This is a genomic window from Clostridium sp. AM34-9AC (assembly GCF_003480225.1).
GTDB lineage: Bacteria > Bacillota > Clostridia > Lachnospirales > Lachnospiraceae > Acetatifactor > Acetatifactor acetigignens.
In genome coordinates this window covers 1-25,938 of record NZ_QUIU01000031.1, presented here as the reverse complement: position 1 = coordinate 25,938, position 25,938 = coordinate 1, and the positions used below count along the sequence as shown (strand labels likewise).

General features: G+C 48.5%; 22 protein-coding genes. 20 read left to right on the top strand and 2 right to left on the bottom strand.

Translation table 11 applies throughout. The annotated features are described in order from the left end of the window. Nucleotides 1-25: 25 nt before the first annotated feature. Both DW835_RS15525 and DW835_RS15520 read left to right on the top strand, forming a co-directional pair. Nucleotides 26-1,126 (top strand): FAD:protein FMN transferase, encoded by a 1,101-nt coding sequence (locus tag DW835_RS15525; RefSeq protein WP_118668759.1) that lies wholly within the window; start codon nt 26-28, stop codon nt 1,124-1,126. Nucleotides 1,127-1,217: 91 nt separating this feature from the next. Continuing rightward, entirely contained in the window at nt 1,218-1,568 is a 351-nt protein-coding gene (locus DW835_RS15520) for a metalloregulator ArsR/SmtB family transcription factor (protein WP_022154707.1), read from the top strand. A 228-nt stretch (nt 1,569-1,796) separates the two neighbouring features. Here the strand turns inward: DW835_RS15520 and DW835_RS15515 are convergent, their stop codons facing one another. After that, entirely contained in the window at nt 1,797-2,822 is a 1,026-nt protein-coding gene (locus DW835_RS15515) for a DUF5050 domain-containing protein (protein ID WP_118668758.1), read from the bottom strand. A gap of 215 nt (nt 2,823-3,037) precedes the next feature. On the opposite strand from DW835_RS15515, the gene pheA reads away from it, so the two are divergent. The 12 genes from pheA (at nt 3,038) to ftsZ (ending at nt 17,458) form a co-directional block, all read left to right on the top strand. Beyond that, a complete protein-coding gene (gene pheA, locus DW835_RS15510; protein ID WP_118668757.1) occupies nt 3,038-4,162 on the top strand; it encodes a prephenate dehydratase in 1,125 nt (374 codons plus the stop codon). 145 nt (nt 4,163-4,307) lie between these two features. Then, nucleotides 4,308-5,594, top strand: coding sequence for an ATP-binding protein (locus DW835_RS15505; protein WP_118668756.1), 1,287 nt, complete (start codon nt 4,308-4,310; stop codon nt 5,592-5,594). 8 nt (nt 5,595-5,602) lie between these two features. Beyond that, nucleotides 5,603-7,153: an HD domain-containing protein gene (locus DW835_RS15500; RefSeq protein WP_118668755.1), complete on the top strand. Its 1,551-nt coding sequence runs from the start codon at nt 5,603-5,605 to the stop codon at nt 7,151-7,153. Between the two features lie 18 nt (nt 7,154-7,171). Continuing rightward, nucleotides 7,172-9,298 carry an RNA degradosome polyphosphate kinase gene (locus DW835_RS15495; RefSeq protein ID WP_117465837.1) on the top strand — a complete coding sequence of 709 codons (2,127 nt, stop codon included), beginning with the start codon at nt 7,172-7,174 and terminating at the stop codon, nt 9,296-9,298. Further along, nucleotides 9,291-9,917, top strand: a complete 627-nt coding sequence (locus DW835_RS15490) for a Maf family protein (RefSeq protein ID WP_118505514.1) — start codon at nt 9,291-9,293, stop codon at nt 9,915-9,917. Before DW835_RS15495 ends, DW835_RS15490 begins: the two co-directional genes overlap by 8 nt. Before the next feature lie 9 nt (nt 9,918-9,926). Then, nucleotides 9,927-10,580: an HAD family hydrolase gene (locus tag DW835_RS15485; RefSeq protein ID WP_118505516.1), complete on the top strand. Its 654-nt coding sequence runs from the start codon at nt 9,927-9,929 to the stop codon at nt 10,578-10,580. 492 nt (nt 10,581-11,072) lie between these two features. Then, nucleotides 11,073-11,336: a hypothetical protein gene (locus tag DW835_RS15480; protein WP_022312581.1), complete on the top strand. Its 264-nt coding sequence runs from the start codon at nt 11,073-11,075 to the stop codon at nt 11,334-11,336. Nucleotides 11,337-11,501: 165 nt separating this feature from the next. Continuing rightward, nucleotides 11,502-12,869 carry a UDP-N-acetylmuramoyl-L-alanine--D-glutamate ligase gene (murD, locus tag DW835_RS15475; protein ID WP_118669740.1) on the top strand — a complete coding sequence of 456 codons (1,368 nt, stop codon included), beginning with the start codon at nt 11,502-11,504 and terminating at the stop codon, nt 12,867-12,869. A 34-nt stretch (nt 12,870-12,903) separates the two neighbouring features. Then, on the top strand, nt 12,904-14,076 hold the full coding sequence (locus DW835_RS15470; protein ID WP_118539812.1) for a putative peptidoglycan glycosyltransferase FtsW: 1,173 nt from the start codon (nt 12,904-12,906) through the stop codon (nt 14,074-14,076). An 84-nt stretch (nt 14,077-14,160) separates the two neighbouring features. Next, the gene (gene murA, locus DW835_RS15465) at nt 14,161-15,444 is read left to right on the top strand and encodes a UDP-N-acetylglucosamine 1-carboxyvinyltransferase (RefSeq protein ID WP_118669739.1); all 1,284 of its coding nucleotides are present in this window, start codon (nt 14,161-14,163) and stop codon (nt 15,442-15,444) included. Nucleotides 15,445-15,472: 28 nt separating this feature from the next. Beyond that, a complete protein-coding gene (locus tag DW835_RS15460) occupies nt 15,473-16,171 on the top strand; it encodes an FtsQ-type POTRA domain-containing protein (protein WP_243001505.1) in 699 nt (232 codons plus the stop codon). A gap of 90 nt (nt 16,172-16,261) precedes the next feature. Beyond that, nucleotides 16,262-17,458 (top strand): cell division protein FtsZ, encoded by a 1,197-nt coding sequence (gene ftsZ / locus DW835_RS15455; protein WP_118669738.1) that lies wholly within the window; start codon nt 16,262-16,264, stop codon nt 17,456-17,458. A 99-nt stretch (nt 17,459-17,557) separates the two neighbouring features. Here the strand turns inward: ftsZ and DW835_RS15450 are convergent, their stop codons facing one another. Further along, a complete protein-coding gene (locus tag DW835_RS15450) occupies nt 17,558-18,604 on the bottom strand; it encodes a lysylphosphatidylglycerol synthase domain-containing protein (protein WP_118669737.1) in 1,047 nt (348 codons plus the stop codon). 237 nt (nt 18,605-18,841) lie between these two features. Here DW835_RS15450 and ftsH point away from each other — a divergent pair, with 237 nt between their 5' ends. The 6 genes from ftsH to DW835_RS15420 form a co-directional block, all read left to right on the top strand. Then, nucleotides 18,842-20,665 carry an ATP-dependent zinc metalloprotease FtsH gene (gene ftsH, locus DW835_RS15445; protein WP_118669736.1) on the top strand — a complete coding sequence of 608 codons (1,824 nt, stop codon included), beginning with the start codon at nt 18,842-18,844 and terminating at the stop codon, nt 20,663-20,665. Between the two features lie 225 nt (nt 20,666-20,890). Further along, complete coding sequence (locus DW835_RS15440; protein ID WP_182430331.1) at nt 20,891-23,131, top strand: extracellular solute-binding protein; 2,241 nt, start codon at nt 20,891-20,893, stop codon at nt 23,129-23,131. Between the two features lie 727 nt (nt 23,132-23,858). Then, complete coding sequence (locus DW835_RS15435) at nt 23,859-24,314, top strand: YaiI/YqxD family protein (protein WP_118669734.1); 456 nt, start codon at nt 23,859-23,861, stop codon at nt 24,312-24,314. Continuing rightward, the gene (locus DW835_RS15430) at nt 24,311-24,529 is read left to right on the top strand and encodes an aspartate dehydrogenase (protein WP_117466856.1); all 219 of its coding nucleotides are present in this window, start codon (nt 24,311-24,313) and stop codon (nt 24,527-24,529) included. Before DW835_RS15435 ends, DW835_RS15430 begins: the two co-directional genes overlap by 4 nt. A 228-nt stretch (nt 24,530-24,757) precedes the next feature. Next, nucleotides 24,758-25,432 (top strand): hypothetical protein, encoded by a 675-nt coding sequence (locus DW835_RS15425; protein WP_118669733.1) that lies wholly within the window; start codon nt 24,758-24,760, stop codon nt 25,430-25,432. A 170-nt stretch (nt 25,433-25,602) separates the two neighbouring features. Further along, nucleotides 25,603-25,938 (top strand): hypothetical protein (locus DW835_RS15420; RefSeq protein WP_118731397.1); only part of this gene is annotated, 336 nt, incomplete at its 3' end.

The window sequence follows — 25,938 nt, the reverse complement described above, 5'->3', positions numbered from 1 at the left end:
TGATGAGAACAGTATAGCAAAAGGAATGAAAAAAATGAAGAAGTATTTGAAAACGCCCCGGGTGTTGCGGCGGGCAACGTTACTGGCAATGCTCCCGGTGTTTTTTCTGGCGGGATGCGGGCAGAAAACGGAATGCGAAAAAAGCATAGATACCGCCATGGGAACCGTGATCTCCCAGACCGTTTATGTTACCGGAAATTCCGCAACCACAACAAATAGTGAAATAAATAAGAAAATAACAGATGTTCTTTTACAAAAACTAAACGATCTGGAACAAAAAGAACTTTCCTGGAGACTGGAAAGTGCGGAAGTGGCGCGGATCAATGCAGCCGCTGGAGAAGGGCAGACCTCCGTATCTCCTGTGATGGCTGAGTGGCTGGGAAGATGCCGGCAGATCTCAGAGGAGAGTGCCGGGGCCTTTGATGTCAGTATCGGCCGGCTCAGCCGTCTGTGGGACATTGATACCTGGGCGGCTGCCGGAGATTCCGGGGATTATGAACTGCCGAGGCAGGAAGAGATCGCGGAGGCTCTTGCCACCACAGGCTGGCAGAAAATTCAGTTGGAACAACAGGCGGACGGGGATTCGGTGAGCATTCCCGCAGAAATGCAGTTGGATCTGGGAGCTATGGGAAAAGGTGTGGCGCTGGATGAGATCCTTAAGATACTGGAAGCGCATCCGGAGGTAAGTGGTGCCGTGATTTCCGTGGGCGGCAGCATCCTGACTTACGGAAGCAAGCCGGAGGGCGGAGCCTGGCAGATCGCAGTGACAGATCCGCTAGATCCTTCGGAAAGTGTGGGCGTGCTGACACTGGACGGAGGGCACTGTGTATCCACATCGGGAGATTATGAACGCTATGTGGAAGTGGATGGTGTCAGATATCATCACATACTGGATCCACGGACCGGATCACCGGCCCACAGTGATGTGGCGGGGGTCACCATCGTGACGAAGGACGGATTCTTAAGTGATGCCCTGTCTACGGCCTGCTTTGTACTGGGACAGGAGGAAGGCCAGAAACTTCTGGAAAAGTATGATGCGGAAGGATTGTTCATCGACCATGAGGGAACGATCACCATGACAGAGGGCATGCAGCAATATTTTCATTTGTCGAATTCGCAGAAATAGTGTATAGTAAATATAGTTAACCGTAGATAACAGTCAGTGCAGAAAACCTCTGTTGAGAGAGGGATCACAGAGTAAATAATGGAGAAATAAAATGGAAGAGAAGAACAGTTATCTTTCCGCAGATCCGGAAACCATCCGGCAGATCGATGAGAAGATGCCGCCGGAGGAGGAGTTACAGGATCTGGCAGAATTTTTTAAAGTATTTGGAGATGCTACAAGACTGAAGATCTTGTCGGTGCTGCTGTGCTCCGAAATGTGTGTGTATGACATAGCCACTCTGCTTGGTATGTCACAGTCTGCCATTTCCCATCAGTTACGGGTATTGAAGCAGATGGATCTGGTGAAGAACCGCAGAGACGGCAAGACGATCTTTTATGCACTGGCGGATGACCATATCATCACGATTCTGAATCAGGGCCTGAACCATATCGAGGAAGGTTAAAATCAATTTGCAACGGGAACGAAAAATAAGAGCCGCAGGCGGAATGTCTGCGGCTCTTGCTATGTTATTATTCTGTAACTATTCAGAGCAGTATTCGCAAAATCGCATCTTCGATGCTTTCTTTTTGCTCATACAAGCTGCTTCGCCAAAGAAATATTAGCGGATGCTCTTACAAATGCAAGCATCCGACGAACATCCGCTGATATTTCATGGCTCTGAATCGTTACATTATTTTTTCAAAGCATCCAGCGAGGCCTGTCTGGCTGCGTCAAATCCGCTGTAGCTCTGACTGCCTAATGGAGAGTGATACCAGGAAGAGTCATCTCCGAACATCTGGAAATAGACATACTGGGATGTCATATTGATGGCAGTATAATTGCCTTCGGCAATGACCCAGGAGTCGCTTCCGTCATCCCGCATGCATTTCAGGCAGGCTTCTTCGCCGTTCACCTGATAGTACACATAACCGTAACCCACATTGAAGCAGTCGATTCGTTCGTTGGTCAGGACTTCGATCTCATTCCGGGACAGGGAGTAACGACACAGGCGGTAATCATTTTCCACATCCATATAGTAGACGTAATCCCCCTGTACGATGGGATACCACAGATTGCCGTCCCATACGGTGGAAACTCCGTCCGTTGCGGTATTCATGGCATAGAGATAATGGTTGTCCTGTGTACCGTTGTAATAAATGGTGCCGTTTACGGCGCTGGCGGGATTGATCTCGAAGCTGGCCAGCTCTGTCTTATCGGATTTATCGATCTTCATACGGTAAAATAATGGCCCGTTATCATCCACGGTCATAATATAGAGGTTGCTTCCCACCAGCTGTGCGGTGGAAATGGGATCTCTGGTAAGTCCTGTGACGTCGCTGCCGTTTAGCTTACAGCGGTTGAAGGAACGCACAGTTCGCAGAGCACCGATCCCGGCATCCCCGGAAGCTCCGGTCTGATAATAGTAGAGGAATTTACCGCCAGCCAGGATATTTTGTACGGAGGCATTCCCCAGTTTTTTGATGTCCTGTTCGGAAGGGTCCATGGAGTACAGGGTGTCGCTGTCATAGACATTGGCAAAATACACTTTTCCATCATACTCGCAGAAGTAGCCGGAATTGTTCAGATTTCCGGCGGTGTTCCCCACGGTCTCCGGGGGATTGTCAGGGATCCGGTCTCCCACGATGGCAAATGCACCGATGATGATCACGAACAGAAGAAAAGGAATCAGAATCAATAAGGCTTTTTTATCTTTCATAAGCAATCCTTCTTTATGTAAAATGAAATGTAAAGTTTTTGTAATATCTAATATTATACCTTGGTTCTTGCTTGCTAACAAGGAAAAAGTGAGATAGAATGTAACTATTCTGAATAGTTACATTTGGAGTCAGCGGATTCCGAATGTTTGAGAATTGCGGGAGCTGCTTTGCAGCGGAGCAATTCGTGGATATCAGTTAAGTTAAGGAGAACAGCATGGATTTATCACAGTTGAGACAACAGATCGACACCATTGACCGGCAGATCGTGGATCTCTATGAGAAGCGCATGGATGTCAGCAGACAGGTGGCGGAATATAAAATAGAGACCGGCAAAAAAGTATTTGACAAACAGAGAGAGCAGGAGAAGATCGCCGGAGTCAAGGCACTGACCCATAATGATTTCAACAGCCACGGCGTGGAGGAACTGTTTGAACAGATCATGTCCATGAGCAGAAAGCTCCAGTACCAGCTGCTGGCAGCCCATGGCAGTGAAGGCAGACTCCCCTTCATCGGTGTGGATGAACTGGAGACCGAGTGTGCCAGAGTGGTCTATCAGGGTGCGGAAGGTTCCTATTCCCAGGCAGCCATGCGGAAATTTTTTGGCGAGAATGTCAATGCATTCCATGTGGAATCCTTCCGGGATGCCATGAGTTCCATTGATGAAGGCAGTGCGGATTTTGCCGTACTTCCCATTGAAAATTCCACGGCGGGCATTGTCAATGAAATCTACGATCTGCTGGTGGAATTCGAAAACTACATCGTGGGAGAGCAGGTGATCCCCATTGAACACTGCCTGCTGGCACTGCCCGGCACGAAGATGGAAGAGATCAAAAGAGTCTATTCCCATCCCCAGTCCCTGATGCAGAGCGCCAGATACCTCTCCGAGCATGACTGGCAGCAGATCAGCATGCAGAACAACGCTTTCGCAGCACTGAAGGTGGCAAAGGACAAGGATCAGACTCAGGCGGCCATCGCCAGCGAATATGCGGGCCAGACCTACGGACTGGAGATTCTGGAAAAAGGGATCAACGATTCCGACAGCAACTCCACCCGTTTCATCATTGTGACGAACCAGAGGATCTTCCGCAAAAATGCCAACAAGATCAGCCTGTGTCTGGAAATCCCCCATGAGAGCGGATCCCTGTACCACATTCTGTCCCATTTTATCTACAACAATCTGAACATGACCAAGATCGAGAGCCGTCCCATTCCCGACCGGAATTGGGAGTATCGTTTCTTTATCGATTTTGAGGGGAACCTTGCGGACAGCGCAGTGAAGAACGCACTGCGGGGACTCAGAGAAGAAGCCCGCAGCATGAAGATACTGGGCAATTATTAAGCATAACAACTATTCAGAAACCCATTCGCAAAACCGCCTCTGCGAGGCTTACTTAAATAACATGCCTGCATGTTATTTGCTCATGTGGTTACTTCGCCCATTGGCTCTGAATAGTTAAAACATATAAAACAAGAAGGTTAGACATATGAGAGAAAAAGAACTGATCGTATACCGTGATTTCGAGGACGGAGAACTGCTGTATGACATGGCGTTCCTCATGTCCCATTACGATGACGAATATTACAACACGGAAGATATGGCGGCACTCTTTTACGAGTGCATTCATGATTTGATCGATCTGGCAGGTAATTACGGTTTCCACGGGAATCTGTGGCACTGCTATCTGGCCAATCTCCTGGTGAATAACGAGAACAGCTACAGCTGTGGCTGCGAGATCCGCGGAGAGATCGTCGGTTCCATCAACGATGCGGCACTGCATGACATCCGCATTTTCAAGGAATTCTATGACTTTGATTTTGCACCCATGATGGAGCAGCTTCATGTGCCGGAATTTTCCATCATTGAAAATTATGCCAGCAGCATGCAGGAGAGCAAGGTGTACAATAAGAGAATTTGTGCCCGCATCTGTGAACTGGCGGAAAAGTTCTGCGCAGACGGAACGGCCGAGGAGATGAAGGTTACACTGACCCAGTTCTATAAGGAATACGGTGTCGGCAAATTCGGCCTGCACAAGTCCTTTCGCATTACCCATGACGAGGAGGGTGTACATATCGTTCCAATTTTGAACATTGCCCATGTGAAACTGGATGATCTGGTAGGTTACGAGCTTCCCAAGAAAAAACTGGTAGACAATACCGAGGCTTTTGTAAACGGTAAAAAGGCCAACAACTGCCTGCTGTTCGGTGATGCGGGAACCGGTAAATCTTCCAGCATCAAAGCCATTGCCAATGAATATTATGACAGGGGTCTGCGTATTATCGAGGTCTACAAGCATCAGTTCCAGGATCTGAACACGGTCATCAGCCAGATCAAGAACCGCAATTACAAATTTATCATTTATATGGATGACCTGAGCTTCGAAGAGTTCGAGATCGAATACAAATACTTAAAGGCTGTCATCGAGGGTGGTCTGGAGAAAAAGCCGGAGAACGTCCTGATCTATGCTACTTCCAACCGTCGCCATCTCATCCGCGAGAACTACAGTGACAAGGAGGAGACCAGAGAGGATATGCACACCAGCGATACCGTACAGGAGAAGCTGTCGCTGGTATACCGTTTCGGCGTGACCATTTATTTCGGTGCTCCCAACAAAAAGGAATTCCAGAATATCGTGAAGACTCTGGCGGAGCGCTATCATGTGGAGATGCCGGAAGAGGAACTTTTACTGGAAGCCAACAAATGGGAACTGTCCCACGGCGGACTGTCCGGAAGAAGTGCCCAGCAGTTCATTGATTACCTGTTAGGAAAGTGAGGAACCTTATGAGTGTAAAAACCTTCGCAGCCATTGATGTGGGCAGCTTTGAACTCACCATGAAAATATTTGATCTCTCCGGGAAAAATACCATGCGGGAGATCGACTGTATCCGCCAGCGAATCGACCTGGGCTCGGACACCTATGCCCACGGGAAGATTAGCAATGAGAAAATAGATGACCTGTGTCATACTTTGAAAGAATTTGCACAGATCATGGCATCCTACAAGGTGACAGCTTACAAAGCCTACGGTACCAGTGCCATCCGGGAGACGGAAAATACCCTGATCCTACAGGATCAGATTGAACAGCGTACCGGCATCTGGGTGGAGACCTTAAGCAACTCCGAACAGCGTTTCCTGGATTACAAGTCCATTGCCTCCAAGGGAGAGACTTTCCGCAGAATCATTGAAGAAAAGACGGCGATCCTGGACATCGGCGGGGGTAGTATCCAGATTTCCCTGTTCGACAAGGATACACTGGTCTCCACGCAGAACCTGCGGCTGGGGGTACTGCGGCTGCAGGAACTGCTGAATCATCTGAACGCGGGCAGCACTCAGATGGAGCGTCTGGTGGACGAACTGGCTACGGCACAGCTGGATGATTACAAGAAGCTGTATCTCAAGGACCGCGAGATCAAAAATATCATCATCGTGGACGATTACCTGTCTCCCTGGGCGGTGCGCAAGGCTCACGAGCGGGGAGAAGTCAATGCCGTAGTGGATCGCAAGGCATTTTCCCAGCTGATGGAAGCCCTTCGTACCAAAGGCACCACGGAGTTGGCGAAGCGGATGGATATTGCGGAGGAGAAAGTGCCTCTGGTGTACATCAGTGCCATTCTGACCAGACGAATTGCAGAACTCATGGGCGCGGAACTGGTCTGGGCACCGGGCGTGACACTCTGCGACGGCATCGCCTATGAGTATGCGGAGCAGAACAAAATGTTCCGTGGCGAGCATGATTTTGCGGAGGATATTATCGCCTGCGCACTGAATATCAGCAAGCGCTACAATGGCAGCAGTAAGAGAGCGGATACCCTGGAACATATCACTACCACGATTTTTGACAGTATGAAAAAAGTGCATGGCATGGGGCAGAGAGAACGCCTGTATCTGCGGCTGGCCGCTATTTTGCACGACTGTGGAAAATATATCAGCCTGCTCAATGTCGGCGAGGCTTCCTATGACATCATCATGGCAACGGAAATGATCGGATTGTCTCATATGGAGCGGGAAATCGTGGCCAACGTGGTAAGGTTTAACCACAGCGATTTCGTCTATTATGGGCAGGCACAGGAGCGCCCTATGGGACTGGATAAGGCGAGCTACTTAACGGTTGCCAAACTGACTGCCATCTTACGTCTGGCCAACAGCCTTGACTGCAGCCACAAACAGAAAATGAAAGGTGTCAAGGCCGTTTTACAGGAGAATGAACTGATTCTGAAGGTGGACACCCAGGAAGATATTACGCTGGAAAAGGGATTCTTCCAGACCAGCACGGAATTTTTCAAGGAAGTATACAGCATTACCCCGGTGATCCGGCAGAAAAAGAAATTTTAAGGGAGGCAGCAGGGAAAAATGGAAATCGATTTTAAAGATCCGAAATATTATACCAACCGGGAACTGAGCTGGGTACTGTTCGACTATAGAGTGTTGAACGAGGCCAGAGACAAGAGCATCCCATTGTTCGAACGGTTGAAATTTTTAAGCATCACAGCATCGAACCTGGATGAATTTTTCATGATCCGCGTGGCATCTTTAAAGGATATGGAAAATGCGGGTTATACCAAAAAAGACATTGCGGGCATGACTCCCACGGAGCAGTTAAAAGCGCTGCATGTGGCGATCCATGAACTGGTGGATCTGCAATATTCCACCTATAACCGTTCTCTGCTCCCGCTTCTGGAGAAAAACGGGCTGCATATTGTCAGAGAGCATGAGCAGCTGACGGCGGAGGAAGCAACGTATGTGGATCAGTATTTTCAGGAAAATGTGTATCCTGTGCTGACCCCCATGGCCGTGGACTCTTCCAGACCGTTCCCTCTGATTCGCAACAAATCTCTGAACATCGGAGCCATGGTGCGGAAGAAAAACAGTGACGGGGAACTGGAATTCGCCACCGTGCAGGTGCCCAGTGTCCTGAGCCGTGTGGTACGGATCCCGTCTAAGGGCAAGGCCTGCAAGATCATTCTGTTAGAAGAGATCATTGAGCGGAACATGGATAAGCTGTTCCTGAATTATGATATTGTTTGTGCCCATCCTTTCCGTATCATGCGAAATGCGGATCTGAGCATTGATGAGGATGAGGCGGCAGACCTGTTAAAGGAGATCGAAAAGCAGTTAAAGAAGCGTCAGTGGGGCGAAGCCATCCGCCTGGAAGTGGAAAGCGGCATGGATAAGCGGCTGCTGAAGATCATTAAGAAGGAATTGAACATCGAGCCCGAGAATATTTATGAAATCGACGGACCGTTGGATCTGACTGTATTGATGAAGATCTACGGGCTGGAGGGCTTTGACCATTTAAAGACTCCCAAGTATGAGCCCCAGCAGTCACCGGAACTTCCCGCAGGCTGCAATATTTTCGAGGAGATCCGTAAGGGAGATATCCTCTTACATCATCCGTTCCAGAGCTTTACGCCGGTGGTGGATTTCATCCGTCAGGCGGCGAGAGATCCGGAAGTACTGGCTATCAAACAGACCTTGTATCGTGTCAGCGGCAATTCTCCCATTATTGCGGCATTGGCTCAGGCCGCCGAGAACGGCAAGCAGGTCACAGTACTGGTGGAACTGAAAGCCCGTTTCGATGAGGAAAATAATATCGTCTGGGCGAGAATGCTGGAAAAAGCAGGCTGTCATGTTATCTACGGACTGGTGGGATTAAAGACTCATTCCAAGATCACACTGGTGGTCCGCAGAGAAGAGGATGGCATCCGCAGATATGTCCATCTGGGTACCGGTAACTATAACGATGCTACGGCGAAGTTGTATACGGATGTGGGAATGTTGACCTGTGCGGAACGCATCGGAGAGGATGCCACGGCAGTGTTCAACATGCTGTCCGGGTATTCGGAGCCGTTGTTCTGGAACAAACTGGCATTGGCACCGTTATGGCTGAAGGATAAGTTCCTGCATCTGATCGAGCGGGAGAAAAATTATGCGCTGGAGGGCAAGAATGCCCATATCATTGCGAAGATGAACTCTCTCTGCGACAAGGATATTATCCGTGCCCTGTATGAGGCAAGTGCAGCAGGCGTGAAGATCGAACTGATCGTTCGAGGCATCTGCTGCCTGAAGGTGGGTATCCCGGGTGTCAGCGAGAATATCAGTGTCCGCTCCATCGTCGGTAATTTCCTGGAACATAGCCGTATTTTTTATTTTGCAAATGATGACCATTATGAGATCTATTGTGGAAGTGCCGACTGGATGCCCCGTAATCTGGAGCGTCGTGTGGAGATCCTCTTCCCGGTAGATCGCCCGGAGCTGAAGGAAGAGTTATTACATATTCTGAACAGTCAGCTGAAGGATAATGTGAAGGCTTCTATTTTACAGCCGGATGGCAGCTATGAGAAGCAGGACAAGAGAGGAAAGCAGCTGTTTAACTCTCAGGATGCTTTCTGCCTGGAGGCCATTCAAAAAGCAAAGGAGGCTGCGGGAGAGTCTGCCATCGAAAGCAGAACTTTTATCCCGGAGACACATCATGAATAAGAAGATCATACTGGCATCCGCCTCCCCCAGGAGGCGGGAGCTTCTGACACAGATCGGACTGGATTTCGATGTTGTGGTCAGCGAGACCGAGGAAAAGATCACCTCTACAGAGCCTGCGAAAGTGGTGGAAGAACTGTCCGCACAGAAGGCAGAAGCGGTGTGGGAGAAACTTGCGGAAAGTGGTGTCTGTGATCCGGAACAGAAAAGTGGAGAAACTACGATGACGGACACCCTTGTGCTGGGAGCCGATACTGTGGTCGCCTGCGACGGCAAGATTCTGGGTAAGCCTGCGGATTCGGAAGCTGCGGCAGCCATGCTTACTATGCTGCAGGGCAGAGGACATGAGGTATACACAGGCGTGACGATCCTCTATGAGGAAAACGGTGAGAGGAAGACGCTGACTTTCCATGAGAAGACCACAGTGCATTTTTATCCTATGACCGATGCACAGATCCGGGAATATGTGGCTACCGGGGATCCGATGGACAAGGCGGGAGCCTATGGTATTCAGGGATTCTGCGCCAGATATATCCGCGGTATCGAGGGCGATTACAACAATGTGGTAGGCCTTCCCGTGGGAAGAGTCTATCAGGAACTGCATGGATTGAGATTAGTGTAGGAGAACAGAATGAAGAAAGCAGCAATTTTTGACCTGGACGGAACCTTATCTGATTCTATTATGAGCATGAAATACAGCGGAGACAAGACCATGGCGGAATTCGGCTATGGACCTTTCTCGGTACAGGATTATAAATATTTTGTGGGAGACGGTGCCGCCAATCTGGTAAAGCGGGCACTGATCAAGGGTGGCGATACGGAACTTACCCATTTTGAAGCAGCCTATGCCAGATACAAGGAGATCTTCCAGGCGAACTGTATGTATCAGGTGAAGCCCTATGAGGGAATTCCGGAACTGCTGGAAGAGTTGAAGAAACGTGGAATGAAGATCGCCGTATTATCCAATAAGCCCCACCATGCCACCGTAGATGTCATTGAGAGTTTATTTGGTAAGGGCTATTTCGATGTAGTGCAGGGACAGGTGGACGGCGTGCCCATCAAGCCCGATCCCGCCGGAGTCTTCCGCATCTTAGACCAGTTCGGTTTCACCGCAGACGAAGTACTCTACATGGGAGATACCGCTACAGACATGAAGACCGGCAAGGCGGCAGGCGCCTTCACTGTAGGAGTCCTCTGGGGCTTCCGCAACCGCAAGGAACTGGAAGAAGGCCACGCCGATGCTATTATCGCCCACCCGTTGGAATTGTTGAAGTATTGCGAATAATTGAAAGTTAGTTAAATACATTGGCAAAATCCACGAACTCCCGGAGCATGCGATACACATGTCTCGATGTAAGGTCTCCGGATGTGAATTTTCTACGAAAAGTGATGAGTAGTTCTCGTCATGACGGGGCCGCCTACAGTCGACATCCATGTCGACAATCGGCTGACGCGGACATCGTGTCCGCTTTCCCCCTGCCTTTCAGCACTTTTCTAGAAAATATCAACATCCTTCGACAAACATCTTCGACATGGCACCGCATACGCCGGGAGTTCTGCGTTTTGGAAAGCTTTCAAAAAACCAGTAGCCCCGGCTGGGTATAAGAATAAGCAGTGCCGCGTTTCTTATACCCTGCCAAGGGCTACGGGGATTTGATAGCATTTCTTCACTAACTCTCTATTTACATCTATATAGAATTGCTAATTGACGTAATCTTATATCCATATTATTATGAAAATAAATAAGACATTTTTGTAAGAATTTGGAGGTAATAGCATGCGAGAGTATGATGATGCGGTACTGGAATGCTTCCTGGACAAACAGCTCCAGCTTTTTCCGGAAGCTGTAGCAGAGACACTGGATGAGGCAGAAGATTTTCTGGAAGAGTGCATGGCAGTCGTGGTAGATTCCGTGGAGGATGTCATTGAGTATTTTGATGAGGCCGGCATGGATGTGGACGGCGCTGTGGATGATGAGATTCTGGAGGCAGATGAAGTATTCGATATCGGAGACGGCAGATATCTGATCGTAGAAGCGTAGAACCGAAGATTATTGTACACAGAAACTGGAATGAACCGGAGCTCTCCGACATATATATGTTGGAGGGCTTCTTTGCGTAAGTCTCCTGTAAAAATCTCTTCCCCATTTGTAGGGAATGCGTTATAATGAAATAATGGACTTTTACAGAAAGGTATGGTAAGGAAAATGTTAGAAGGACAAAAATGTCTGGTCATCGGCTCCGGCATCAGCGGGATCGGTGCAGTGGCTTTATTGGAAAAATATCATGCAGACGTGGTTCTGTATGACAGCAGTGATAAATTGACAAAGGAAGATCTGGAGGCGAAGCTTCCCGGGGAAAGCAAGGCAGTCTGTATCGCCGGAGAACTGCCGGAGGAGGTAGAACTGAGCATTCAGGCAACCGTTTTAAGCCCCGGAGTACCTACGGATATTCCGCTGGTGAACCGTATGAGGGACCGTGGGGTACAGATTCTGGGAGAGATCGAACTGGGATTCCTTGCGGAGCAAGGCAGAGTGATCGCCATTACCGGCACTAACGGCAAGACTACAACCACCACACTGACCGGTGAGATCATGAAGGCACACTTCGGTAAGAATAAGACTTTCGTGGTGGGTAACATCGGTAATCCCTATACCCTGGAAGCGGATAAGACTTCAAAGGACAGTGTCACTGTGGGAGAGATCAGTTCTTTCCAGTTAGAGACCATACATACATTCCATCCGGTGGTATCGGCGATCCTGAATATCACACCGGATCACCTGAACAGACATCATACCATGGAGGCCTATGTGGCAGCCAAGGAAGCAGTGGCTTCCCACCAGACAAAAAATGATATCTGTGTATTGAATTATGACAATGATTACACCAGAGATTTCGCAGGAAGATGTCCTGCCACCCCGGTACTGTTCTCCTCCCATCACGAGCTGGAAAACGGTTACTTCCTGCGGGGAGACAAGATCATTAAGAGTGTGAACGGCGCAGAGACTGAACTAATGGATATTCACAAGGATATGAATCTGGTAGGCCTGTGCAATGTGGAAAATGTCATGGCAGCCATTGCTATTGCAGAGGGTATGCAGGTGCCCCTGGAGACGATTCTTACTGTGATCCGCAGTTTCCACGCAGTGGAGCACAGAATTGAGTTCGTAGCCACCAAGGGCGGTGTGGATTATTACAACGATTCCAAGGGAACCAATCCCGATGCCGCTATTCAGGGCATCAAAGCCATGAGCAAGCCCACGGTTCTCATCGGCGGCGGCTATGACAAGCAGAGTGAGTACGATGAGTGGATCGACAGCTTTGACGGCAAGGTAAAATGCCTTGTCCTCATCGGCCAGACCAGAGAGAAGATTGCCGAATGTGCCAGAAAGCATGGCTTTGACAAGATCCGTTTTGCGGACACTTATGAGGAATGCCTGAAGCTGTGTACCGAACTGGCCCAGCCGGGAGACGCTGTATTGTTGTCTCCGGCCTGTGCAAGCTGGGGCATGTTCCCGAACTATGAAGTCAGAGGACAGCTTTTCAAGGAATATGTACGCGGACTGGCGGAATAAGAAATCATAACAGAAGTAAGGAGTAAAAGCAGGCATGGCGGAAACGCGGGGAAGAAGACGTAAAAAGAAACAACAATCCGAATACTTTTTTGACTACAGCCTGCTTTTTATTGTGCTGTTTTTACTGGGCTTCGGGCTGATCATGATCTATTCGGCCAGCTCCTATGAGGCTTATGATTCCTATGGAGATGCCGCCTATTATATGAAGAAACAGCTGATCGCCAATATCATCGGTCTGGTCTTCATGATGGTCATTGCCAATATCCCGTATACCTTCTGGGAACGATTTGCCACCCTGGGATATGTGGTGTCCATGATCCTGATCTTCCTGGTAAAGACACCCCTGGGTATCACTTCCCACGGCGCTACCAGATGGATCGGTATCCCACATACAGGCTTCAACCTGCAGCCTGCGGAAGTAGCGAAATTGTGTATGATCCTGTTCCTGGCAAGTCTGGTATGCAAGATGGGAAAAAGCGTCCGTACCATGAAAGGCTTCTTTACCATGATGGCGGCACCCCTGCCGATCGCAGCATCGGTGTACCTCATTACGGATAATTTGAGTTCCGCCATTATTATTATGGGTATTGCGGTGCTGATGGTATTCGTGGCAAGCCCGGATTACAAGAAATTCATCATCATGGGAGGCAGCGTACTGGCGGCGGCTGGACTTTTGGTAGTCGCAGTCGTACAGTTGGGAGATAAGATCGGTGGCAAGTTCCGTCTGGCGAGAATCCAGGCGTGGCTGAATCCGGAAAGTCAGGCGCAGGATAAAGGTTTCCAGACCCTGCAGGCATTGTATGCCATCGGAAGCGGTGGCATCTGGGGCAAGGGACTGGGGCAGAGTATGCAGAAGTTAAGCTTCCTGCCCGAGGCGCAGAACGACATGATCTTCTCCATTATCTGCGAGGAACTGGGATTGTTCGGAGCGGTTGCCATTATTCTCATGTTCATTATGCTCTTATGGCGAATGATGGTCATTGCCAACAATGCACCGGACCTGTTCGGCGCCATGCTGGTGGTGGGCGTTATGGGACATATCGCGATCCAGGCGATCTTAAACATTGCCGTAGTTACCAACTCCATTCCCAACACCGGAATTTCCCTGCCGTTTATCAGTTACGGTGGTTCTTCGGCATTGTTTTTGCTGTCGGAGATCGGACTGGTATTAAGCGTGGCGCGCCGGATCCAGTTAAAAGAGCTGTAGAAAAATACATATTCAGAAGACATGGTACGAAACAGTGCTTTCCTACATAAGATAAGATTATCATAAAAACGGGGATGGTGCTGTATGAAAGGAATCCGCATGCAGGGAGGCATTCCGCTGCAGGGGAAGGTACGCATACAGGGATCAAAGAATGCGGCACTTCCGATCCTGGCGGCAACGCTTCTTACCAATGAAGTATCCTATATTCAGAACTGCCCACGTATTGCAGATGTACATCGTTTTGTGCATCTGCTTCGGGAACTGGGATGTCTGGTGCACTGGCAGGAAAAAGGGATCCGGGTACAGCCGGGAGAAAATGAAGAACTTCCCTGCGAGAGAGCGGAGGCCAGACGGATGCAGGGGGAAGCTATCACCGGAATGCGTTCATCTCTGTGCCTGTTGGGAGCATTGCTGGGAAGATGTGGTTATGTGACCATGGAGCATCCGGGTGGGTGCGTCATCGGAGAACGGCCGATCGATCTGCACATCAGGGCACTACAGCAGATGGGCGTCGAATTCCGGGAGGAAGAAGGGCTTCTGTCTGCACAGGTGAAGGATGGGAAAATGCACGGGGCAGAGATCACACTGGAGTTTCCCAGTGTGGGAGCTACGGAGAATATTTTGCTGGCTGCGGTGAAGGCGGATGGAGACACCAGGATACTGGGGGCCGCCAGAGAACCGGAAGTGACGGCATTGTGCGAATTTCTGACGGCATGTGGTGCACAGATTGAGGGGATTGGAGGATCGGAACTTCTGGTTCATGGTGACAGACCACTTCATAGTACACGGTACACAGTTCCGTCAGACCGGATTGTAGCCGGGACATATCTGTTCGCCTGTATCGGCTGTGGAGGCAGTGTACTTTTGACAGAGGCTCCCTGGGAGCAGATGGAAGCGGTGACCTTTGTGGCGGAAAAAATGGGTGCACAGTGTATCACCTCGGAGGAAGGTCTGTTCGTACAGTGTTCCAAAAGACCGCAGGCCATACCGTATTTACGGACCGGACCTTACCCGGGGTTTCCCACGGATCTGCAGTCGGTGGCAATGGCGGTGCTGACGAAAGCGGAAGGATGCAGCTGCATTGAAGAGAATATTTTCGAGAATCGTTTTCGTATTGCGGAACCGCTAAAGGGCATGGGAGCAGAGATTGTTCTGAAGGACGGAAGACATGCCGTGATCACCGGAGTGGAGCATTTACGGGGAAGCCGGATGGAAGCCTGTGAACTTCGCGGCGGTGCGGCACTGGTTCTGGCGGGGCTTGCGGCAGAAGGCGAGAGTTTCGTGACAGGACAGCACTTTATAGAACGCGGATATGAAAATATCTGCAGAGACTTGAGAGAATTAGGAGCACGGATCATCAGTGTATAGAGACCGAAGCAAAATTATCAGAAGAATAGTGATCATAGGCATCCTGCTGCTGGCACTGGGCGGTGGTGCGGTGGCATTGCACTCCGTGTATACGGTACGTACCGTGTATGTGGAGGGCAATGTGCATTATACCGAGGACGAGATCATGGAGATCGTGATGTCGGGACCTTTGGGAGATAATTCCCTGTATCTGTCTCTGAAATACCGTGACAGAGGGATTCAGGACATTCCCTTTGTGGATGTGATGAATGTATCGATTCTGGCACCCGACACGATCAAGATCACTGTATATGAAAAAGCACTGGCGGGATATGTGAAATATCTGGATACTTATATGTATTTTGATAAAGACGGCTATGTGGTGGAAAGTTCCGGGATCCGCACCCAGGGAATACCGCAGATCACGGGGCTTTCCTTCGACCATGTGGTGCTGGGAGAGCAGCTGCCGGTGGAGGATCCGCAGGTGTTTTCCAGGATCATGGATCTGACAAAGCTTTTGAACAAATATTCACTGGCTGCGGACAAGATCTATCTGCATTCTTCCGGTGACATTACGATCTACTTCGGACAGATCAAGGTGTCCATGGGCAGTGACAACAGCCATATAGAGGACAAGCTGCAGTTGTTGCCGGACTTCCTGGAGAAGTTACAGGGTAAAAGCGGAACCCTGCAAATGGAAAACTACGAGGAAGGAAAGGGTAAATTTACCTTCAAACCGGACGCGTGAAACATTTTGAAAAAATAGGTTGCTAAATTTGTAAAATGATTATATGATAGTCTATGTGAAGTTGAAAAAGGTTAAAAGGAGGAACTAACCTTGCTGGAGATTAAGACGAATGACGCGGATGTAGCTGCCAAGATCATCGTAGTCGGTGTAGGTGGCGCGGGTAACAACGCTGTAAATAGAATGATAGATGAGAAGATTGACGGAGTGGATTTTATCGGGGTGAATACCGATAAGCAGGCATTGCAGCTCTGCAAAGCTCCGAAACTGTTACAGATCGGTGAGAAGCTGACCAAGGGTCTTGGTGCGGGAGCCAAGCCTGAGATCGGTGAGAAAGCAGCCGAGGAGAGTGCAGAAGAGATTTCCGCAGCTCTGAAGGGTGCAGACATGGTATTCGTCACCTGTGGTATGGGCGGCGGTACCGGAACCGGAGCTGCTCCGGTAGTGGCCAAGCTTGCGAAGGATATGGGCATCTTAACCGTTGGTGTGGTAACGAAGCCTTTCCGTTTTGAAGCAAAAGCCCGTATGGTCAATGCATTAAACGGTATCGAGCGTATCAAGGAACACGTGGATACCCTGATCGTAATCCCCAATGATAAGCTGTTGGAGATCGTGGACAGACGTACCACCATGCCGGAAGCACTGAAGAAGGCGGATGAAGTACTGCAGCAGGCAGTACAGGGAATCACTGACCTGATCAATGTTCCCGCAGTTATCAATCTGGATTTCGCAGATGTACAGACGGTTATGAAGGACAAGGGTATTGCTCACATCGGTATCGGTGAAGGCAAGGGCGATGATAAGGCAATGGAAGCTGTGAAGATGGCAGTAGAGAGTCCCCTTCTGGAGACTACTATTTCCGGTGCAACCCATGTTATCATCAATATTTCCGGTGACATTACCCTGGCAGATGCTTCCGATGCGGCAAGCTATGTTCAGGAGCTGGCAGGAGACGATGTAAATATTATCTTCGGTGCCATGTATGATGAGTCCAAGTCCGACAGTTGCACCATTACGGTTATTGCTACCGGTCTGGAAGACAAGGCCAATAACGGTGTACAGAATCGTCTGGGAGGAGGCGCTGCATTCAGACAGCCTGCGTCCCATATGACACCGAATTCTCTGAAGGGAATGAATCTGCAGCCTACCGCTCCGACGACACCCCAGGGACAGGGAGGACAGGCTCCGAGACCCATACAGCCGGTGCCCGGTATTCATAAGCCTACAGATATCAGAAGCTCTGTAGAAGAGAAATCTCTGAAGATTCCTGATTTCTTACAGAGAAAGTAATACTTAGCATTTGTTTTTATAATAACGGAACATAATAAGAGCCACGACACAGAATACTGTGTAGTGGCTTGTTTTGTGTGGAGATTTTAGGAAAGCATATTAGTCCGCCGTTCTCTTTTTCCTGTGCAGAGAAATAATCCTCTCCCCCAGTACAAAGAACGCACCGATCGCACAAGGTAACAGCATGGTGGCGAAACGGTAGAGAAGCACGGCAGACAGGGCTTTGGCCTCCGGCAGGAGACGCCGGAACAGCAATGTAAAGACAGCCTCTACGGATCCGATCCCCGCCGGGGTGGGGATGACACCCGCCAGCGACTGGCTGAGAGAGGTCAGAGCAAAACATTGCAGGAAAGAAAAAGGCAGATCGCCGTATTCTCCCCCAAGAGAATTGCAGAACACGATCCAGGGGATGATATACCAGGTAGTGAACTTTAATACATTACACAGGAACAGGTGAAGCAGTAATATTGGATCCTGTAACAGAGACCGGCTTTCCGCCTGTAGCAGGGCAAGCTTATGTCCGGCACCGGTGAGTTTTTCCTCCCAGGAGGGATGCTTTGCACGGAACCGGTTGTCTAGCAGATTACAGGCAGTCTGCATCCAGGGTACGGTAGCGACAGCTAACAGAACTCCTGCAATCACACAGACTCCTGCAAATCCCAGCAGGATATAACATTGATAATCGGCAAATGAAGCATGAATAAATCCATAGGTTGCCAAAAACAATAGCAGACTATAGACTGCCATAGAGACCTTGTGGACAATATATTGGAAAAAGTACATACCGGTGGCATTGGGAACCGGGATTCCGGCTTTATTCAGATAATAGATCCCGGCTATGCCGGAGCCACTGCCCAGAGTGGCCGTCTTATAGAAAGAGCAGTAGAAAGCATTGCAGAATCCCTGTAAGCCGGTGTATTCCGGGTGTGTCTTATGCACGATCAGCCAGGTGATGTGCCCTTCACAGATATGGTAGAGGATCACGGTCACAAACAGGGACAAGACCACCTGTGGGGAGACACCGGCAAGCTCCGTCAGCATATCCCCCATGGAATCCCGGAAGCTGTAATACAGGATGCCTAATAACAGACAGATAAACAGAAGCTTTCCTGCGAATTTTAATCTCTTTTTGGTAGTATCCGACACGGATGTTTCCTCCTTTTTGAATCTTTTAGTATGTAAAAATCTATTTTGATTGTCTCTCTTTTGCTTGAAAATGGAAAGAAACAGATTCTGAAAAACGTAGTCTTTTCACCGCATAAGTTTATCTTTTTTTTAGAATAAGGTAAGAGAATATCCATTGATTGTGTGGAAAAAAGTGGCTATGATTGATTTATTACAACAGATTTGGACAATAATACAAGAATGAGAAAGGGAAAATGTATGCAGGAAGTCAAACAACCAAACAAAAAACCGTTCATATTCTATTATATGATTGCATTGATCGTGATTATCCTGATCAACAGTCTTCTGGTACCGCAGATCGTACAGAGAGCAGTGAAGGAAGTGGATTACAACACTTTTATGCAGATGACTTATGATAAACAGATCGATGAGGTACAGGTCCAGGACAATCAGATCGTATTCACGGCAAAAGATGACAAGACCATCTACAAGACCGGTCTGATGGATGATCCGGACAGAACGCAGAGACTGTATGACAGTGGGGCAAAATTCTCCAGTGAGATCGTGGAGGAAGCATCGCCGGTTTTAAGCTTTCTGATCAGCTGGCTGCTGCCTTTGATCATCATTATTGGCTTCGGACAATTGATGTACCGTCAGATGGCGAAAAAGGCCGGCGGCGATTCCATGATGTTCGGCATGGGCGGCATGGGCAAGAGCAATGCGAAGGTCTATGTGAAGTCTTCCAACGGTATCAAGTTCACCGATGTGGCAGGAGAGGACGAGGCGAAGGAAAATCTGACGGAAATCGTGGAATACCTGCATGATCCCGACAAATACAAAGAGATCGGTGCTTCCATGCCGAAGGGTATCCTCTTAGTAGGCCCTCCTGGAACCGGTAAGACGATGTTAGCCAAGGCAGTAGCCGGAGAAGCCAATGTTCCCTTTTTCTCCATGTCAGGTTCGGAATTCGTGGAGATGTTCGTAGGTATGGGTGCCTCCAAAGTAAGAGACCTGTTCAAACAGGCAAAGGAAAAGGCTCCCTGTATCGTATTTATCGATGAGATCGATGCCATCGGTAAAAAGCGTGACGGACAGGTGGGCGGTAACGATGAGAGAGAACAGACCCTGAACCAGCTGTTAACGGAGATGGATGGCTTTGAAGGCAACAACGGCGTTATCATTTTGGCGGCCACCAACCGTCCGGAGAGTCTGGATCCCGCATTGTTACGTCCCGGACGTTTTGACAGACGTGTGCCGGTAGAGCTTCCCGACCTGAAAGGAAGAGAAGAAATCCTGAAAGTGCATGCCCGTAAGATCAAAGTCGCAGATAATGTGGACTTCAACAAGATCGCCCGTATGGCTTCCGGAGCCTCCGGTGCAGAGCTTGCCAATATCGTCAATGAGGCAGCTCTTCGGGCAGTCAGAGATGGACGTAAGTTCGCAACCCAGGCAGACTTAGAAGAGAGTATTGAAGTAGTCATTGCCGGTTATCAGAAAAAGAATGCCATCCTTACAGATAAGGAAAAGCGGATCGTGGCATACCATGAGATCGGACACGCACTGGTGGCAGCGAAGCAGACCAATTCCGCACCGGTACAGAAGATCACTATTGTGCCCCGTACCTCCGGTGCACTGGGTTATACCATGCAGGTGGAAGAGGAAGGCAATCATTATCTGATGAGCAAGGAAGAGATGGAGAACAAGATCGCTACATTGACCGGCGGACGTGCCGCGGAAGAGATCGCCTTCGGTTCTGTGACCACAGGAGCTTCCAACGATATCGAGCAGGCAACCAAGCTTGCCAGAGGCATGATCACCCGCTACGGTATGAGCAAGGATTTTGACATGGTAGCCATGGAGACCGTGACGAACCAGTATCTGGGCGGCGATGCTTCCCTGACCTGCTCCATGGAGACACAGACTGCCATCGACAGAGAAGTCGTGGAACTGGTGAAGAAGCAGCATGAGAAGGCAGGACAGATCCTGCTGGAAAATCGTGCGAAGCTGGATGAACTGTCCCAGTACTTATATGAAAAAGAGACCATTACCGGAGAAGAATTTATGAAGATATTGAATTCCTAAATAGTTCCCGGAGAAGACGGAATCGGCGTTTGTGCCGGTTCCGTTTTTCGTTAAGAAAATCTTAATCATATGGTAAAGGCATCTTAACCCGTGCCTGCTGTTATCTTAAGAAAGAAACCGCTATACTTTTCCTGTAAGAAAAAGCTGTGAAAGAGCAAATTTGCAGATTACGGGAAGGGACTGGATATTAAGATGCGAAACAGAAACTACTTTAATAACAATAACATGCAAAAAGGAATCGCACTGGCGACCTGTATGGCGATCGTCATGGGACTGTTCACCGGGTGTGGGAATAAGAACGATCAGCAGATTGCAGCGTCACCTGATGAAGTGCAGAAAGGGCGATATGTAGAGACGGAACTCGCACTTCCGGAGGAATGGAAGGACAAAAATATCAGCCAGATCTTCCGTTCAGGTGATGAATTACATTTTCTTGTGGCAGAAGGCGTAGAAGGTCAGGTCTCTTTAGAGGAATGGATGCTGGGCGAAGGGGATACTTTGACGGAAGTGACGAAGGACTGGCTGAAGGCGCTTCCCGAGGGAAAGGGTCTGGAGAGCAGTGACAGTTTTACACTGTTGCAGGATGCGGAGGGGAATCAGTACCTGTACGGCAACTGTTACCGGGATGAGGAGAGCTCTTCCGCACATCTGTGGAAGGAAGCGGGCGGCAGTGCGCTGGATATTACACCACAGAAGTGGCTGGAGCCTATGGATATGGATGGCTATCGGTTCTATGATACGCCGCAGTATGTGGCACTGACAGAGGACGGATTGTTAGTGGGCTTGTCTTATTTTTCATTGGATGTTGTATTGGCACAGGATGGGAGCCTGGTGAGCAGCCAGGAGAGTGACAGCCTGACAGACAGCGGCAGTCTGGCGGATAATAAGTGGGTCAGTGCTGTGGGAGATACGTTGTATCTGGCACAGGCGGATGAACAGGGAAACGTGAACGGTCTGTTGCAGATGCAGCTGGACGGAAACAATGGGGCAAAATCTCAGGGAGAGATTCCTTTTTCCCAGGACAGCTACAGCTCTGCTTATTTCAGTGTGCTGGAAGACGGCACAGTCTATGCGGCGGATGCAGACGGATTCTTCCGCTGCGACGCAGGAGATACCAACTGGCAGAAGCTACTTCAGGGAATCGATACCGGTTTTTCTCTGTCGGATCAGTGGTGCAGGGATATTGTGGCGCTGTCGGACGACAGTGTATACGCGTGGTTTGGAAGCGAGAGCGGGGATAAAATAATGATTTACCGCTACGATCCCGATGCGGTGACAGAGGTGACCGAAGAACTGACACTGTATACCGTAGAGGAGAGCTTCTTTTTACAGCAGGCTGCGGTGCAGTATCATAAGCAGCATCCGGAGATACTGATCCATGTGGATGCGGCAATCTCCATGACGGATAAATACAGCGGAAATGCGGATTATCAGCAGATCTATCAGGATCTTAACACTTCCCTGACCTCCGGCAACGGACCGGATCTCATGGTGATGGATCATCTGAAACTGGACACATATGCCTCTAAGGGCTTGCTGTTTAATCTGCAAGAGATATTGCAGCCCATGGAAGAGGACGGAACCCTGCTTTCCAACATCACAACAGCCTATGAAGAGGCGGATGGAAGACGGTATGCGGTGCCGTTGCAATTCGGATTATTGTTAGCTGTCGGCAGGGATGTGCAGCCGGAGGAAATGAGCAGCATGGACGCTATTGCAAAGGCGGTATCCGGAAAGACGGAGAGTTATATGGGAGACCGTACCTGCGGCGAACTGGTGGAAGAGTTCTATCCCCTGATCGTGGATGATATTTTACAGAACCGTCAGGTAAATCGTGATACCTTACGCCCCTGGCTGGAAGATTTGAAGAAGATTGCGGATAACTGCGGTATCCTGCCTTCCAGAAAAGAAGGCCGTGCAGCGAATATCTGGGATCTGGGATCTGATGTGAAACTGGTACTTCAGGAGACTGACGGCTTTAATCAGGCAATGACACCCTATGCTGTGGCAGAACTGTTGAATGCCAATGTGGTATCCGTGGAAAATGCATTTTATCCGAAGATGGTCATTGGAATCAACAGCCGGAGTGAACACGTGGAGATCGCAAAGGATTTCCTGCGGTTTGCTCTGTCCGAAGAATTGCAGAGCGTGGATACCTATGAGGGATTCCCCGTCAATGCCAAAGCGCTGGAGACACAGGCTGCAGCAGACCGCAGCATGGCGGAAGCCTATACCACCTATGATATCGACGGCAGTACCGCAGAGTTCGCTATCAAAACCTACTCTGAGGAGACCGCAAAACAGCTGATGGATCTATGCAAGACTGCAACCCTGTGCCTCAAGGAAGACACTCAGATCGAGACTTCCCTGACCGAGAGCTTACAGGCATACCTAAACGGGCAGGCGAGTGTGGAGGAAGCCATGGATGCGGTGGAAGGAAGCCTGAAGATGTATCTGGCGGAGTAGCGCTCCGCCCTTAAAAAAGAGATGTGCCCTAACCGGCACACCTCTTTTTCAACATAATACCGCCTGACTGGCAACAGTGTCTGTGCAAGCGGTACGTTCCTTGCAATTTTCTATATTTGCTAGATTATTACCGCCGAAATTATTGCATTGGATTTTGAGGCGGTAATAGGACCAGGAAAAAAGTATATATCAGAAAGCATCCTCGTCAGCATTGTCATTCCAACCGGAAGTTATGTGAAGTTCACCGGTTTCCAGATTCATAGACATATTGTCACCCATACGCATATGAAGACATCAATAAGAAATTGTATTTCTGAATCGGATGACTTTGCCGTAACATGAACTACATTGGTGATGAATCCGTGGTATGGTTTTAAATATACAGGAGTTGTATAAGCCACGAACCCTGTTTGAGGATAAAAATAATAATTTTTCCATGCTTCATGTATATAATGGGAATTGCTATAGAAAGAACCGTTAGCACTTTCGTAAAAGGCCGTGAGGTTTTTTATACTGTTATTCGTTAACTGTAATAATTTTTTTAATATAGATTTATTGTATGTAATTACTTTTTCCAAAACATAAGGAGCATAGAAGTTTTTTGCGTACAATTTCGCATATCGTGTGACTGGCGTTCTACAGTCGATTCCCACAGGAAAGTAACTTGTAAACATAGGATAAAGCCGCTATAATTTTAAGTATAAGAAAGGCGGTGGAGAATTTTCTTATGCAGATTTATGTGGATGCGGATGCCTGTCCGGTGGTGGACATAGTGGAAAAAACAGCAATAAAATATCAGATTCCGGTAACACTTCTGTGTGATACTAACCATGTGCTGACTTCCGGTTACAGTGAGGTGATAGTCGTGGGAGCCGGCGCGGATGCAGTGGATTATAAATTGATCAGTCTCTGCCACAGGGGAGATATCGTGGTATCTCAGGATTATGGCGTGGCAGCTATGGCACTTGGTAAGGGAGCCTACGCAATCCACCAGTCCGGCAAATGGTACACGGATGAGAATATTGATCAGATGCTCATGGAAAGACATCTGAATAAAAAGGCAAGACGTGCTTCTCAGAAAAAACATTTCAAAGGTCCGAAGAAGCGGACAGGAGAGGATGACGAGAGGTTCGCACAATCCTTTGAACGGATGGTAAAAGCAGCACTGGAGGAATCAGAATGATACTTTTTTCAAAGAAAAGCGAAAAGAAGACTTACGACCGGAGCAATCAAAAACCTGTCATCAAAGCCAGCATCTGCAACGGCGAACAGGTGGCGGGATTCAAGGATATCCATACGGGAAAATTCGAAGAAGTCATGCTGATCCGCAGGGCAGAGGATCTTGAGACATTTAAGACGATGTATGGAATTGAGGAAGAGATTGCGAAGGAATACTGAGATGTCTAATGCCAACATAGATGAACTGAATGGACAGGCTGTACTGGATTTGATTATGGGGCGGTTAGGGCGGAAAGATTCTGCAGTGGAGCACTGGAAGGGGTCCTTCAGAACGGATCGATAACCAAATGGCTTAAAAGGCTGGAAAAATCGCCTGATGTAATTGAAGAAAGTGAGTAGTGCGGTGGTATAGAAGAGTAATTGATTTTATAGAGCGAGGAACAGACTATGAAAAGAAAAATTATTTTAGCACTGATGACAATATGTATTTTATCGTTTGCTTCCTGCGGAAAACAGGAAACTACAGCGACAGCAGAACCCATTCCCACTACTGTTGAATCTGCACAAGTAGAACTTACAGAAACAACCACGGAGACAATAGAAAGCACTGAGGTAGTAGAAGATAACACAAGTGAAGCAGAAGCGAAAGACGAATCAACAGAGGCAGAAAAGACCACAGAAGTAACCAACATAGAAGAAGCAGAGCCACTTTCAGAAAAAGACCTTGCATTTAGTTTTTTGGGATATGATACATATAATGAATATGTAGAGGCGGGAAATGATGAGGCTGCATACATGCTTGCCGATAATGCAAACATGATAGTATCAGGTGAATTTACAGATGATGGTAATGTAATAGAAAGTACAGTAAGAGGCATCAAACTTGGAGACAGTATAGACAAAGTAATTGAATTATATGGAGATACAAAGCAGCGTTCCGCAGATATTAAAGATGTATTCTCACATGATGGGTTAAAGGACTCCGGAGCATATAATTATTCCTTAAAAATTGATTCAACCAAAGACTACTTTTATGCATTTAGATTTAGAGTAGATCAAAATAATAATATAATTGCAGTTGTAATAGAACCTATTTCAATGAAGTATTGGTCAGAAGATTGAACTTAACTGAAAATGCTGAAGAGCCGACACAGATCCTTGGTAGATTATTCACAGAGAGAAGGCAGCTTGAAAGTAAACGTCAAATCCTGCGCCTTGGCTAATTAGTTTTTTTATGCCACACTCTAAATAACACGAAAAAACTATTAGTTTTTTAGAGGAGGCTAAAGCGCATGGATCAATTAACTCACACTGTCCGCCGGTCGAACTGGATAAACATCATTCGACAGTGCCAGGACAGACCGGCAGGCACTACGGCAAAGCAGTGGCTTGCTGAAAACGATATTTCTGAAAAATCTTACTATTACTGGCTCCGAAAGATCCGCCGGGAAGTCTGTGAACAGGAGGGACTTCAGGAAGCCACCAACCCGTCTGCCCTCTCTTTTGTAGAAATCCCGGTAAAAACTGCTCTGGACACAACACCGGTGCCAACCGTTCCGGCAGCAATGACTCCGGTTGCAGTGATCGGATCAGGCCGCCTGACGCTGGAATTATCAAACGATATTTCA

What these genes read in the sequence shown, in the direction of transcription:
- ftsH (WP_118669736.1), top strand. Translation starts at nt 18,842, where the DNA reads ATGCAGGAAGTCAAACAACCAAACAAAAAACCGTTCATATTCTATTAT.
- DW835_RS15485 (WP_118505516.1), top strand. Translation starts at nt 9,927, where the DNA reads ATGAAGAAAGCAGCAATTTTTGACCTGGACGGAACCTTATCTGATTCT.
- DW835_RS15495 (WP_117465837.1), top strand. Translation starts at nt 7,172, where the DNA reads ATGGAAATCGATTTTAAAGATCCGAAATATTATACCAACCGGGAACTG.
- DW835_RS15515 (WP_118668758.1), bottom strand. Translation starts at nt 2,822, where the DNA reads ATGAAAGATAAAAAAGCCTTATTGATTCTGATTCCTTTTCTTCTGTTC.
- murD (WP_118669740.1), top strand. Translation starts at nt 11,502, where the DNA reads ATGTTAGAAGGACAAAAATGTCTGGTCATCGGCTCCGGCATCAGCGGG.
- DW835_RS15435 (WP_118669734.1), top strand. Translation starts at nt 23,859, where the DNA reads ATGCAGATTTATGTGGATGCGGATGCCTGTCCGGTGGTGGACATAGTG.
- DW835_RS15490 (WP_118505514.1), top strand. Translation starts at nt 9,291, where the DNA reads ATGAATAAGAAGATCATACTGGCATCCGCCTCCCCCAGGAGGCGGGAG.
- DW835_RS15425 (WP_118669733.1), top strand. Translation starts at nt 24,758, where the DNA reads ATGAAAAGAAAAATTATTTTAGCACTGATGACAATATGTATTTTATCG.
- DW835_RS15505 (WP_118668756.1), top strand. Translation starts at nt 4,308, where the DNA reads ATGAGAGAAAAAGAACTGATCGTATACCGTGATTTCGAGGACGGAGAA.
- DW835_RS15430 (WP_117466856.1), top strand. Translation starts at nt 24,311, where the DNA reads ATGATACTTTTTTCAAAGAAAAGCGAAAAGAAGACTTACGACCGGAGC.
- DW835_RS15520 (WP_022154707.1), top strand. Translation starts at nt 1,218, where the DNA reads ATGGAAGAGAAGAACAGTTATCTTTCCGCAGATCCGGAAACCATCCGG.
- pheA (WP_118668757.1), top strand. Translation starts at nt 3,038, where the DNA reads ATGGATTTATCACAGTTGAGACAACAGATCGACACCATTGACCGGCAG.
- murA (WP_118669739.1), top strand. Translation starts at nt 14,161, where the DNA reads ATGAAAGGAATCCGCATGCAGGGAGGCATTCCGCTGCAGGGGAAGGTA.
- DW835_RS15500 (WP_118668755.1), top strand. Translation starts at nt 5,603, where the DNA reads ATGAGTGTAAAAACCTTCGCAGCCATTGATGTGGGCAGCTTTGAACTC.
- DW835_RS15480 (WP_022312581.1), top strand. Translation starts at nt 11,073, where the DNA reads ATGCGAGAGTATGATGATGCGGTACTGGAATGCTTCCTGGACAAACAG.
- DW835_RS15525 (WP_118668759.1), top strand. Translation starts at nt 26, where the DNA reads ATGAAAAAAATGAAGAAGTATTTGAAAACGCCCCGGGTGTTGCGGCGG.
- DW835_RS15440 (WP_182430331.1), top strand. Translation starts at nt 20,891, where the DNA reads ATGCAAAAAGGAATCGCACTGGCGACCTGTATGGCGATCGTCATGGGA.
- DW835_RS15470 (WP_118539812.1), top strand. Translation starts at nt 12,904, where the DNA reads ATGGCGGAAACGCGGGGAAGAAGACGTAAAAAGAAACAACAATCCGAA.